General features: G+C 73.2%; 10 protein-coding genes. 7 read left to right on the forward strand and 3 right to left on the reverse strand.

All coding sequences use genetic code 11. From position 1 onward, the window contains the following. Positions 1–25 precede the first annotated feature (25 nt). Positions 26–385 carry an SPW repeat protein gene (locus AMK27_RS03250; protein ID WP_231076223.1) on the reverse strand — a complete coding sequence of 120 codons (360 nt, stop codon included), beginning with the start codon at positions 383–385 and terminating at the stop codon, positions 26–28. Between the two features lie 385 nt (positions 386–770). Between AMK27_RS03250 and AMK27_RS03255 the strand changes: the two genes are divergently transcribed. Beyond that, positions 771–1,139 carry a cupin domain-containing protein gene (locus AMK27_RS03255; RefSeq protein WP_073903878.1) on the forward strand — a complete coding sequence of 123 codons (369 nt, stop codon included), beginning with the start codon at positions 771–773 and terminating at the stop codon, positions 1,137–1,139. Positions 1,140–1,308: 169 nt separating this feature from the next. Here the strand turns inward: AMK27_RS03255 and AMK27_RS03260 are convergent, their stop codons facing one another. Together AMK27_RS03260 and AMK27_RS03265 are read right to left on the reverse strand one after the other, a co-directional pair. Continuing rightward, on the reverse strand, positions 1,309–2,724 hold the full coding sequence (locus tag AMK27_RS03260) for a sulfatase-like hydrolase/transferase (protein ID WP_073902484.1): 1,416 nt from the start codon (positions 2,722–2,724) through the stop codon (positions 1,309–1,311). Beyond that, a complete protein-coding gene (locus AMK27_RS03265; protein WP_073902485.1) occupies positions 2,721–3,683 on the reverse strand; it encodes a TauD/TfdA dioxygenase family protein in 963 nt (320 codons plus the stop codon). Before AMK27_RS03265 ends, AMK27_RS03260 begins: the two co-directional genes overlap by 4 nt. Before the next feature lie 563 nt (positions 3,684–4,246). On the opposite strand from AMK27_RS03265, the gene AMK27_RS03270 reads away from it, so the two are divergent. The 6 genes from AMK27_RS03270 to AMK27_RS03295 all read left to right on the forward strand — a co-directional run bounded on the left by AMK27_RS03270 (position 4,247) and on the right by AMK27_RS03295 (position 12,295). Then, positions 4,247–5,479, forward strand: a complete 1,233-nt coding sequence (locus AMK27_RS03270; RefSeq protein ID WP_073902486.1) for an ROK family transcriptional regulator — start codon at positions 4,247–4,249, stop codon at positions 5,477–5,479. Between the two features lie 494 nt (positions 5,480–5,973). Next, entirely contained in the window at positions 5,974–7,566 is a 1,593-nt protein-coding gene (locus AMK27_RS03275) for an ABC transporter substrate-binding protein (RefSeq protein WP_073902487.1), read from the forward strand. Between the two features lies 1 nt (position 7,567). Then, the gene (locus tag AMK27_RS03280; protein WP_073902488.1) at positions 7,568–8,512 is read left to right on the forward strand and encodes an ABC transporter permease; all 945 of its coding nucleotides are present in this window, start codon (positions 7,568–7,570) and stop codon (positions 8,510–8,512) included. Between the two features lie 5 nt (positions 8,513–8,517). Continuing rightward, the gene (locus AMK27_RS03285) at positions 8,518–9,375 is read left to right on the forward strand and encodes an ABC transporter permease (protein ID WP_107425495.1); all 858 of its coding nucleotides are present in this window, start codon (positions 8,518–8,520) and stop codon (positions 9,373–9,375) included. Beyond that, positions 9,372–11,363, forward strand: a complete 1,992-nt coding sequence (locus tag AMK27_RS03290; RefSeq protein WP_073902490.1) for a dipeptide ABC transporter ATP-binding protein — start codon at positions 9,372–9,374, stop codon at positions 11,361–11,363. Before AMK27_RS03285 ends, AMK27_RS03290 begins: the two co-directional genes overlap by 4 nt. Next, entirely contained in the window at positions 11,360–12,295 is a 936-nt protein-coding gene (locus AMK27_RS03295; protein ID WP_079188165.1) for a formylglycine-generating enzyme family protein, read from the forward strand. Before AMK27_RS03290 ends, AMK27_RS03295 begins: the two co-directional genes overlap by 4 nt. Positions 12,296–12,305 lie beyond the last annotated feature (10 nt).

Consider the following 12,305-nt stretch of genomic DNA (forward strand, 5'->3'; position numbering starts at 1 on the left):
GCCGTTCCGGGAGAGGATCAGGGCGTCACGTCCTTCGCTTGGTCATGAGCAGTCCGCCGGCCGTGAGGGAGAACAGACAGACGCACGCGCCGGTGATGACGTTGCTGAGGATGGTGCCGGTGTCGGGGCTCGACCCGACCACCCACGGGGCGACGATCAGCCACGCGCCCATCAGCAGGACGACGAAGTTGAGGTCCTGGGAGCGCTCGGGAACCATCGACATGCACAGGCCGAGGACCGCGAGGGCGATGCCGACGACCAGGTTGCTGATGGCGAGCGCGGGCTGGGTGGCGGAGAAGTGGACCGTCCACGCGGAGATCGCGGCGTAGATACCGGCGAGGATCACGAGTTCCTCTACCGCCGCGACACCTCGGGTCTGGAGCATACGGGCATATCGGTCCCGCATTTCCGGCGCATCGGGGTGTCCTGCGATATCACCAGGACGGTGAGAGACGTCGGCCATACGACTCGCCTCCTTCTGGCGTCATACACGTCTGACCGCACTTGCGGCACATGGTGCCGCTGCTTCATTGTGCTCTTATCTGGCCTTTATGTGTAGGTCTGTCCGATAAGGGATGCGCACAGAATTTGAGCTGCGGATATGAGGGGAACCACCAAACGGCGAGCTCCGTTCAACAAAAACTCAATGCGCGGGGGAATCGCTCCCGGCGCGGGTACGCGCGCGTACGCAGAGGTGTCCGACAGAAGGCCGCCGCGTAGGCTGGGAAGTGGACTCGGGGATTCCACCCCTCCATCGCCGGGAGCGAATGATGACCGGCATCGTCAAGAAGAACTTCGACGCGGCGGACGAGACCCGCCCCTTCGAGGACGGCAAGGGCAGGCTCGACCTGGTCAGCGGCAGGAGTGGCGCGGTCGGCCGCGCCGTGTTCGAGCCGGGCTGGCAGTGGTCCAAGCACGTCGGGCCGATCGCCGGCACCGCCAGTTGCCAGGCGTCGCACATGGGATACATCGTCAGCGGCCGGATGAAGGTCGTCATGGACGACGGTGAGACGACGGAGTACGGCGCCGGCGACTACATGGAGGTCGAGCCGGGCCACGACGCGTGGGTCCTCGGCGACGAGGCCTGCGTGGCGCTGGACTGGACGGGCTTCGCCGACTACGCGAAGCCGGCCGGCTGACCGTACGGGGTCGCCCCGCGCACTGAAGTGACCGGCGGCGGCCGCCCTCGGTCGGAGGTGCCGCCCGCGGTCGGAGGCACCCTCGTCGGAGGCGCCGCCCCTGGTCGGAGGCACTCTCGTCGGCGCCGCCCCCGGCCGGAGCTGCCGCCGTCGGAGGCGCCGCCCCCGGTCAGCGGTGGTGACCGAACCGCACCCCCTCCCACGGGACCCGGCCGTCCGGGAAGGGCTCGGGACGCCGCTGGTCCAGGCTCCGCGAGGGCGCCGCCTCGATGACCGGGCCTGCTCCCTCGACCCGCAGCAGCCACTCGGCCAGCGCGTCGCGCAGTCCGTCGGCCACCCCACGATGGGAGGCGAGGCCCACCAGGTTCTCCAGCTCGTACGGATCGGCGGCCAGGTCGTACAGCTCCGTCTCCTGGTAGAGACCGGCTGCCGCCTCCCGCCAGGGGTCCGCCCCGGGCGGCGCCGACACCACGTACTTCCACCGCTCGGTGCGCACCGCGCGCCCCACCTGGTCCTCGCTGATCTGCACGAGGACGGACTCCGGCCGGTCCGGGTCGGCCCCGCCGCCGACGAGCGGCATCAGCGACCGGCCCTGCACGCCTTCGGGTACGTCGAGCCCCACGGCCTCGACCAGGGTCGGCATCAGGTCGACCGTGGACACGGGCTGCCGCACGAGACCGCCGCTCCGGAAGCCCGGACCGGTCAGGACCCACGGCACCCGCACGGAGGCGTCGTGCGCCGAGCGCTTGTACTCGGAGTTCCTGGTGCGGAAGTGGGAGCCGTGGTCGGCGGTCCAGGCGAGCACGGTGTCGTCCTCGATGCCCAGGCTGCGCAGCGCGTCGCGCAGCCGCCCCACCCCCTCGTCCACCCGCTTGATCTGCCCGAGATAGCCCCCGAGATGGCGGTGGGCGCCCCCCTGGGGAGCGGTCGGGCTCAGCGCGGCGAGGTCCGGTGGCAGCCACCTGCCCTCGTACCGCTCGCGGTACCCGGCGGGCGCCGGGTAGTCGTCCGTCGCGTTCTGGTGGTGGGGTTCGAGCAGGGAGAGGAAGAGCAGGAACGGTCTGTCGTGATGGTCGGCGACGAAGCGGATCGCCGCGTCGACGAGCGCGTCCGAGCGATATCCCGGCAACCGGACCGGCTCGCCGTCCTCGTCGAACACCACCGTGCGGTGGGCGTCCGAGGTGAACTCGAGCCGGTCCGAGGCCAGCCAGTGGCCGTAGCCGCCCCTCAGCCCGGGCGGCACCGGTCCGTCGGGCGAGGCCTCGCCCGCCAGGTGCCACTTGCCGATGTACCCCGTGACATAACCCGCCGCTCCGAGGACCGAAGCGAGGGTGGGCGTGTCCGCGGGCAGCGGGAGGCCGTTGCGGAAGACCCCGGTGGAGGTCGGCCAGCGGCCGGTCTGCAGCGCCGAACGGGCCGGCGCGCAGACCGGGTTGGGGGTGATCGCCCGTTCGACCAGGGTGCCCTCGCGGGCCAGCCGGTCGAACTCGGGCGTGACCCCCGCCGGGTTCCCGTGGGCGCCCGTGGTGTCCCACCGCTGCTGGTCGGTGAGGACCACGATCACCCGGGGCGGGACGTCGGTCATACGGCCGCGGACTCGTCCGCCGAGTCGCCGGAGGCGATGCCGAACGCCGGGTCCGGCACGGACTCGGGGGAGAGGAGCACCGAGGCGTGTCCGTCCACGCCGACCGGCACGTCGCCGTCGATGGTCACGCGGCGCAGCTTGCGGACGTGCTCGTCGGAGTCGTCCACGCCGTAGTGCTGGGTGGCGCGGTTGTCCCAGATGGCCACGTCGCCGACCTGCCACTGCCAGCGCACCGTGTTCTCCGGGCGTTCGACGTGCGACTGGAAAAGGCCGAGCAGGGCGCGGGAGTCGGCGCCGGTCAGTCCGCTGATCCGCTGGACGAAGTTGCCGAGGAGCAGGGTCCGCTCACCGGTCTCGGGGTGGACCCGGACCACCGGGTGCTCCGTGAGGAACTTCGTGGAGGCGAAGATCTCGCGGAAGCGGGCGAGCTGCTCCGGGAGGGCGCCGGGGCGCAGGGCCGCGTAGTCGTAGTCGTTGGAGTGCACCGCGCGCAGGCTGTCGGCCAGGGCGCGCAGCGGTTCGGGGAGGTTCTCGTACGCGGTGGCGGTGTTGGCCCACAGGGTGTTGCCGCCGTACGGCGGGATGACCACCGCGCGCAGGATCGAGAACGCCGGGTAGGCGGGCACGAACGTCACGTCGGTGTGCCACTGGTTGGCGCGGCCGCCGTAGTCCGAGTCGATCGGGAAGGAGTAACGCCCGTCGGCCGAGGGGACGGTGGGGTGGGCGACGGGTGTGCCGAGGAGCCGGCCGAAGGCCTCGTGGGCCTCCTCGTCGAGGTGGTCCTGGCCGCGGAAGAAGACGACCTTGTGCGCGAGGAGCGCGGAGCGGATCTCGGCCACGGTCCCGGCGGACAGGTCGCCGCCGAGGCGGACGCCGGAGATGACGGCGCCGAGGCGGCCGCCGACCTTCTGTACGGTGACGGACTCGCTGACGGACTCGGTGGTGGTCGCGGTCGACATGGTGGGTCCTTTCATGGGTCCGGAAGGGTCCCGGACAGGTGGCGGAAGGTGCCCGTCCAGGGCCGCGACGGGCCCGGACGGAATTAATCTCGGAGCGGAAGTAATGAGGAGGCGGGGAGCCCCCGCGAGAGCCGACGGGTTTCCGCCGGTTCTTCCGCGTCGTACGGGCGCCGTGTCGAACCGGGCCGCTGCCGGCGGGGCCTCGAGTGCGGGACACGGCGGGTGGGGGCCGGAGCGGCCTACCGCTCGCGGCAGGGGGTCGCGAGGATCAGACGCCGGAGACGGCGGGACAGGAGGAGGTCGCGAACATGTCCCGGAGACTCGCAGCGGCCGCCGCGGCACGTCAAGCGCCCGTCCGCTCCCCGGACGGCCGCGCCCGATGGTTGAATCGGCGCCTGCCCGGCGCCCCCGGCCCGGTCCGCACCGACGCGTCGAACCTGCTGTGACCTGCGATGACTTCCGGTGGTGGCGAGACCGGAAGGGACACGGGCGGCAGACCGCCGGTCCCCGCCGGGGCGAGCCCGGGATTTCACACCACCGCAACAGAGACCAGAGAGGCACCCATGACGAGGAACACCCCGCACGGTTCCCGGATGGCCGGCGACGGCCGGCGCGAGGCCAACGCCGCCACCGTCCTGCGGACCGTCCTCGACCACGGACCGGTGGCCCGCAGCGCGGTCGCCCGGCTCTCCGGCCTCAGTCCCGCCGCCGTGTCGCGCCAGGCCACCGACCTCACCCGGCTCGGTCTCCTGCGCGAGCTGCCCGAACCGGCCGGAAGCGGCGGAGTGGGGCGGCCGCAGATCCCCGTCGACCTGCACGTCGGCGCCTCCGGCGGACCGGTCGCAGGCGGTGTCCATCTGGGCGTCCCGGGATCCACCTTCGCCCTCGTCGACCTGCGCGGACAGGTCCTGGCCCGGCACCTCTATCCCCACGACGGCATCGCGCCGGACGAGCTGCCCGGTGCCGTCGCCCGCGAACTCCGGGCCTTCCTCGACGCGCACACACGGGGGCGGCCGTTGCTCGGGGTCGGCGCGGCGGTCGGCGGCTGGGTGGATCCCGCCGAGGGCGTGGTCGTCCGCCACCAGGCCCTGGGCTGGCGCCGCCGCCCGCTCGCCGCCGAACTCGCCCGCGGGCTCGGCGGACACACCGTGCGGCTGGACAACCACGCCCGCTCCATCGCCCAGTCGGAGATCCTCTTCGGCAGGCCCGCCGCACGGCGGAGCCTGGTCCACCTGTTCATCGGCAACGTCGTCGACGCGGCCGTCGGGCTCGCCGGGGTCGTCCACCAGGGCCCCGGGGCCGCGGCCGGTGACGTGGCGCATCTGCCCGTGCCGGACTCCACCGTCCCCTGCCCGTGCGGACGTTCCGGCTGCCTGGAGGCGACCGCCTCGAACACCGCGCTCGGCCGCACCGCCGTGCGCCGCGGGATCGTGCCCGAACCCGACACCTTCCTGGTGGTGGACGCGGCGGCGGCGGGGGACCGGCGCGCCGACCGGCTGCTGCGCGAGCGGGCCCGCGCGGTGGGGCGCGCCGTCGCCCTCCTGCTCGACGTCGTCAACCCCGATCTGGTCGTGGTGACCGAGCAGGCGAGCGTCCTGGAACCGGAGTACCTGGAGGAGATCCGGGGGGCCGCGATCGACCTCTCGCATGTCTGCGACGACCCCGAACGTATCGTCAGTCCACATGCTGGACCAGCCACGCTGCCTGTCGCGGCCGGTACGGTTCTGCTGAATCCCCTGTTCAGAAAGCCTCTTGAGGTCATCGAAGAGCTGTTCCCAGGAAGGGGTGGCAGGTGATGTCGTCTCAGAATGCGGTCAGGTCCGGTTGACCGCCCCGCGAAGCCACTGTCATATTGCTCCCGTGAATCCGGACATGAGCCTCATCTGCCGCAGGCACGTCGACCTCTGTCGACAGGCCGGCGCGGTCTGTGCCGTCCGCGTCTGATCCAGGCGCCGGCCACCGCACCGGCCCCACCCGTACCGCTCCGGCGCTGCCGAAGGCGGGTCGCCCGCCGTCGTTCCTCTGACGGTCCGCGCCCTCCGAGGTCCCGAACGCGGGCCGGGTCGCTCACACCCTCACCGCGTAGCTCTCTCCTCGCGTCTCCCCTTAAGGCCCTCACCTCCTGACCGCGTCGCCGCGTCGCCGTAGCGCCGCGTGCGGCGCCGGAACCCCGTACCTGCGGGAGGCCGGGCCCTCCCTCCTCCCCCTTCCTTGTTTCCCTCGTTTCTTCCGCAGCGGAACGAATCCGTGCGTCCCGCGCGCCTCCGACCTCTTCCCCAGGCAGGCATCGATGACCGAGCTGTACTCCTCCACGCCCACCGCCCCCTCCCGGCGCACCACCCTCCGCGCCGCGGGCGGCGGCACCCTGCTGCTCGGTCTCGGACTCGCCGGCTGCCGCTCGGCGGTCTCCGAGGCCGAGGCGCCCGCCGGAAAGGCCGGGGCCGGACCCCGCCGAGGCGGCACCGTCACCGTCGCCGTCAACAGCGACTTCACGCCCAGCCTGCTCTTCGCCCAGAGCGGCCAGTCGCTCCAGCAGCGGCTGATCTACAACACGCTCACCCGGTACGACGACGAGCTGAAGCCGCAGCCCGAGCTCGCCACCTCCTGGGACTACGCCGAGGACGGCCGCAGCATCACCCTCAGGCTCCGTACCGGCGTCACGTTCCACGACGGCCGTCCCTTCACCGCCGACGATGTGGTCTTCGCGGTGAAGAACCTTCAGAACCCTCTCCGAGCAGCCCAGTTGAGGGCCACGGCGGCCGCCGTCACCGGCTTCGAGAAGCGCGGTGACCACGAGCTGGTCCTGCGGCTGGCCCATCCCGTGAACAACCTCTTCGACCTCTTCGAGTTCATGATCATCACCGATCGGAACAGCGTCGAGGACGCCGTCACGGGCAAGAAGCTCAACGGCACCGGGCCCTTCCGGCTGACCCGGTGGAGCCCGGGCACGGGCCTCAGCCTCACCCGCAACGCGACGTACTGGCAGCCCGACCGCCCCTACCTCGACGGTGTCGAACTGCGCGTCGTGCCCCAGGCCGACGCCCTGCTGTCCTCGCTCCGCACGGGCCAGTCCCAGCTCTCCTTCAGCGTCCCCGGCAAGAACCTCGCCGTCGTCGCCTCCACCCCCGAACTAGCCCTCAGCGAGTACACCACCGGAGGCGGCGCCTACTACCTCGGCGTCAACACCACCGTCGCCCCGCTGAACGACAAGACCGTCCGGCAGGCCCTCGCCCGGGCCATCGACCGCGAACGGATCCTCAAGCAGGTCCTCGGCGGCTACGGGCTCGCCTCCGCCACCCCCTGGCCCAAGTCCTCGCCCGCCTTCACCGAGGCCGGCCGCACCCACTACACGTACGACCCCGGAAAGGCCCGCGAGCTCCTCAAGTCGGCCGGCCACACCCGGCTCGACCTGCCGCTCCTCCACATCAACCTGCCCGGCGACACCGCGGTTGCCGAGGCCATCCAGTACGACCTCAAGCAGATCGGCGTCCAGGTCACCCTCCAGCCCACCGACCCGGCCACCGCGCAGAAGAACCTCATCTCCCAGAAGATGCCGGGACTCTGGACCATGAGCCACGGCTTCGCCCAGGTCCAGCCCTCCACTCTCGCCGTCAGCGCGTACCCCTTCAACGAGGCCAAGAACACCTCGAAGTTCCGCTCCGCGGCCTACACGAAGATCGTCCGCGAGGCCTGGACCACCCCCGGGACCGGCGCCCGCGCCAACGCCCTCCGGCAGCAGATCACCGACACCCTCCTCGACGAGGCGTTCATCATCGACCTCGTCATCCGCGGCGCCGTCCAGGTCTCCGCGAAGAAGCTGCACGGCGTCGCCCTCAACAAGTTCTCGTACCTCAACCTCGACGACGCCTACCTGGCGGGATGAGATGCGCGGCTACCTGCTGCGGAGGCTCCCCTCCGTCCTCCTCGTCCTCCTCGTCGCCTCCTTCGTCGCCTTCGCCGTCCTCCGGCTCGTCCCCGGAGACCCCGCGGCCGTGCTCGCGGGACCCGACGCGAGCCCCGAGACCGAGGCGGCCATCCGGGCCCGCCTCGGACTCGACGCCCCGCTGCACACCCAGTACCTCCGGTGGATCGGAGACCTCCTCACCGGAGACCTCGGACCGTCCTACGCGATCGGCGGACAGACCGCCGACCTCATCACCGAAGGACTCGGCGCCACCGTCGAACTCACCCTCGGCGCCCTGCTGTTCGTCGTCGTCCTCGGCGGCGCCTTCGGCATCCTCGGCGCCACCTCCCGCAACCGCTGGACCGTCGGGGCCGTACGGATCCTCACCACCGCCGCGCTCGCCGTGCCGCCCTTCGTCACCGGCGTCCTCCTCGTCCTCCTCTTCTCCGTCGTCCTCGGCGTCCTGCCCCCGGGCGGACGCGTCCCGCTCCTCACCGCACCCGACCTCGGCGTCCAGTACCTGGTGCTGCCGGCCCTCTGCCTCGCCCTGCCCAGCGCCGCCGTCCTCGGCCGGTACCTCAAGGACGGCATCGAACGCGCCCTCGCCGAGGACTACGTCCGGACCGCCACCGCCGCCGGCATCGCCCCGCGACGCCTCCTCTGGCGACACGCCCTGCCCAACGCCCTCCCGCCCGTCGTCACGCTCCTCGGCATGCAGACCGGCCACCTCCTCGGCGGCGCCGTCCTCGTCGAGGCGATCTTCGCCTGGCCCGGCCTCGGCCAGCTCGCCGAACAAGCCCTGGTCCGCCGCGACTACCCCGTCGTCCAGGACCTCCTGCTGCTCCTCGTCACCGTCTTCGTCCTCGTCCAGCTGCTGACCGACCTCGTCCACGCCTGGCTCGACCCCCGGATCAGGTGGGAGTGACCGCCATGACCACCACCCTCACGAAGGCCGCGCCGCCCCGCGCGCGCCGCCGCCACCCCTACCGGGCAGCCCTCGCCACCGCCCGCGGCCGCACCGGACTCGCCCTCGTCGGCCTGGTCGTCCTCGCCGGACTCCTCGCGCCGCTCCTCGCCGGACACGGGCCCACCGACCAGAGCGGCCTCGCGCTCGCCCCGCCCGGCACCCCCGGCCACCCGCTCGGCACCGACGACCTCGGCCGCGACCTCCTCGCCCGGCTGCTCCACGGCATCCGCGCGGACCTCGGCATCATCGTCGTCGCCGTACCGCTCGGCGCCGTACTCGGCTGCCTGCTCGCCCTGGCCGCGGCCGCCCACCCGATCGCGGACACCGTCGTCCAGCGCACCTTCGACCTGATCCTCGCCTTCCCCGGACTGATCCTCGCGCTCGCCGTCACCGCCGTCCTCGGCCCCGGGCGGCTCCCCGTGATCCTCGTCGTCGCGCTCGCCGAGATCCCCGTCTTCGGACGGCTCCTGCGCACCGGGATCCTCGTCCAGCGCGGCCGGGAGTACGTGACCGCGGCCCGCGTCGGCGGCACCTCGGGCGGCCGGATCCTCACCCGCCACATCCTGCCCAACGCCGCCGACCCGCTCGTCGTCCAGATCGCCGTCTCCCTCACCGTCGCCGTCTTCATCGAAGGCGCGATGAGCTTCCTCGGCGTGGGTGTCCGGCCCCCCGAACCCACCCTCGGAGCGGTCCTCAGCCAGTCGATGCCCTATCTCGCCCAGGCTCCGCACTTCGCCGCCGGACCGCTCGTGACCGTGACCGTGCTCGTCCTCGGCCTCTCCCTGACCGCCGAGGCTCTGAACCGGGAGATACGCCGATGACCACCCCACCGCTCCTCGAAGTCCAGGGCCTCGACGTGGAGTTCACGACTCCCGACGGAGGGAGGCTGCACGCCGTCCGGGACGTGTCCTTCACCCTCCGCCGGGGCGAGACCCTCGCCGTCGTCGGCGAGTCCGGATCCGGCAAGTCCACCACCGCCCTCGCCCTGCTCGGAATGCTGCCCGGCACGGGACGGATCAGCGGCGGCTCGGTCCGGCTCGACGGGGAGGACCTCGTCACGGCAGGGGAGGACCGGCTCCGCGCCGTACGGGGCGCCCGCGTCGGCATGATCTTCCAGGACCCGATGACGGCCCTCAACCCCGTCCTCACGATCGGCCGCCACCTCGACGAGGTCCTCCGCGCCCACGCCGCCCCCGCCCGGGCGGCAGGCGGCCACGCCGGACCCGTCCCCGCCGGACCTTCCCGGGCGGCAGGCACCCACGCAGGACCCGCCCCCGCCCCCGCCGGACCCGCCCGGGCTGCAGACGCCCCCCTCCGGCGCGGCAGGACCGCCCGGCGCGCGCGGGCCGTCGAGCTGCTCCGCCTCGTCGGCATCCCCGACCCCGAGGGCCGCCTCGACGACCACCCGCACCAGTTCTCCGGCGGCCAGCGCCAGCGCATCCTGATCGCGATGGCCCTCGCCGGCGAACCCGACATCCTCCTCGCCGACGAACCGACGACCGCCCTCGACGCCACCGTCCAGGACCAGATCCTCACCCTCCTCGGCGAACTCACCCGCAGCACCGGCACCGCCGTCGTGCTCATCACCCACAACATGGGCGTCGTCGCCCGCGCCTGCGAGCGCGTCCTCGTGATGTACGGAGGCACGGTCGTCGAGGACGGCCCCACCGCCGAGGTCCTCACCCGCCCGCGCCACCCCTACACCGCCGGACTCCTCGCCGCCGTACCCCGGCTCTCCGCCCCCTCCGGCACCCGGCTGACCGGCATCCCCGGCACCCCGCCCGACCTGAGCCTCCCGCTCGCCGGCTGCGCCTTCGCCGCCCGCTGCGCCCTGGCCGAGGACCGCTGCGGGACCATTGCCCCGCCGCTCGTCGCCGTCGGCGCGCCCGGGAGCACCGTCCGCGCCGCCTGCCTGCCCGCCGCCGAACACGCCGAACCGCTGCCGCCGCCCCCGCCGCCCGCCCGGATCGACCGGCCCGCACCCGGAGCAGTGGTCCTGGCCGCCGAGGGAGTGCACAAGACGTACCGGAGCCGTCGGCGCCGCTTCACCGCCCTCGACGACGTCTCGCTCACCCTCGCCGCGGGGGAGACCCTCGGGATCGTCGGCGAGTCGGGCTCCGGGAAGTCGACCCTCGCCCGGGTCCTCGCCCACGCCCACCCCGCCGACTCGGGCCGCGTCCTCCTCGACGGCCGGGACGTCACCCGCCCCGGCCGAGCCGAACTGCACGCCGTACGCCGACGTGTGCAGATGGTCTTCCAGGATCCGTACGCCTCCCTCAACCCCCGCATGACCGTGGGGGAGATCGTCGCCGAGCCGCTGCGCGCCTTCGGCATCGGCACCCCGGCGGAGCGCCCCGCCCGCGTCGCGGAACTCCTCCGTCTCGTCGGCCTCGACCCGGCCGCCGCCGACCGGCACCCCCGCTCGTTCTCCGGCGGCCAGCGCCAGCGGATCGGCATCGCCCGCGCCCTCGCCCCGCAACCGGCCGTCCTCATCTGCGACGAACCCGTCTCCGCGCTCGACGTCTCCGTCCAGGCCCAGATCGTCGGCCTCCTCACCGACCTCCAGCGCGACCTGGGCCTCGCCCTCGTCTTCATCGCCCACGACCTGGCCGTCGTCCGGCAGGTCAGCCACCGCATCGCGGTGATGCACGGCGGCCGGATCGTGGAGACCGGGGGAGCCGACGAGCTGTGCGAACGCCCCCGCGACCCCTACACGCGCGCCCTGCTCGCCGCCGCGCCCGAGCCCGTACCCGTACCCGCGGCGGCCCGGCAGCCCGCACCGCGCACGACCGAGGCGGTGTCCGTATGAGCGCCTGCTGCACCCCCGGACGCGGCTGCACCGCCGGAACCGGCCGGCGGGACGCCGTCGCGCTCCTCCCGTCGCCCACCGTACGGACCGCCCCGCCGCCCCATCCCCTGGTGGAGCTGCCGGGCGGCACGTTCCGCATGGGGGACGCCTTCGGCGAGGGCTACCCCGGCGACCGCGAGGGCCCCGTGCGGGAGGTGACCGTCGCGCCCTTCGCCATCGACGCCACCGCCGTCACCAACGCCCGGTACGCCGCGTTCGTCGAGGCCACCGGACACCGCACCGACGCCGAACGCTTCGGCTCCTCCTTCGTCTTCCACCTGCTGCTCCCTCCCGCCGCCGAACGCCATGTCCTCGGGGCCGTCCCGCAGGCTCCCTGGTGGCTCGGCGTCAGCGGCGCCGCCTGGCACACCCCCGAGGGCCCGGGCTCCGACCTCGAAGGCCGCGCCGACCACCCCGTCGTCCACATCAGCCACGACGACGCCCTCGCCTACTGCGCCTGGGCCGGTGTCCGGCTGCCCACCGAGGCCGAATGGGAGTACGCCGCCCGCGGCGGCCTCGACGGCGCCCGCTACCCCTGGGGCGACGAGTTCACCCCCGGCGGCCGGGAGATGTGCCACACCTGGCTCGGCACCTTCCCGCACCGCTCGGAGCGGGAGGGCGGACACATCGGCACCGTCCCCGCCACCGCCCACGCCCCCAACGGGTACGGCCTCCACAACACCTCCGGCAACGTCTGGGAGTGGTGCGCCGACGCCTGGGACCCCGACGGCCGCGAGCGCGTCATCCGCGGCGGCTCGTACCTCTGCCACGCCTCCCACTGCAACCGCTACCGGGTCGCCGCCCGCTCCCGGAACACCCCCGACTCCTCGACCGGCCACGGCGGTTTCCGCGTCGCCCGCTCGCTCCCCCCGGAAGGACCCGCCCCCCCATGACCACCGGCAC

This window comes from Streptomyces sp. CB02009, assembly GCF_001905825.1.
In the GTDB taxonomy this organism is placed as follows: domain Bacteria; phylum Actinomycetota; class Actinomycetes; order Streptomycetales; family Streptomycetaceae; genus Streptomyces.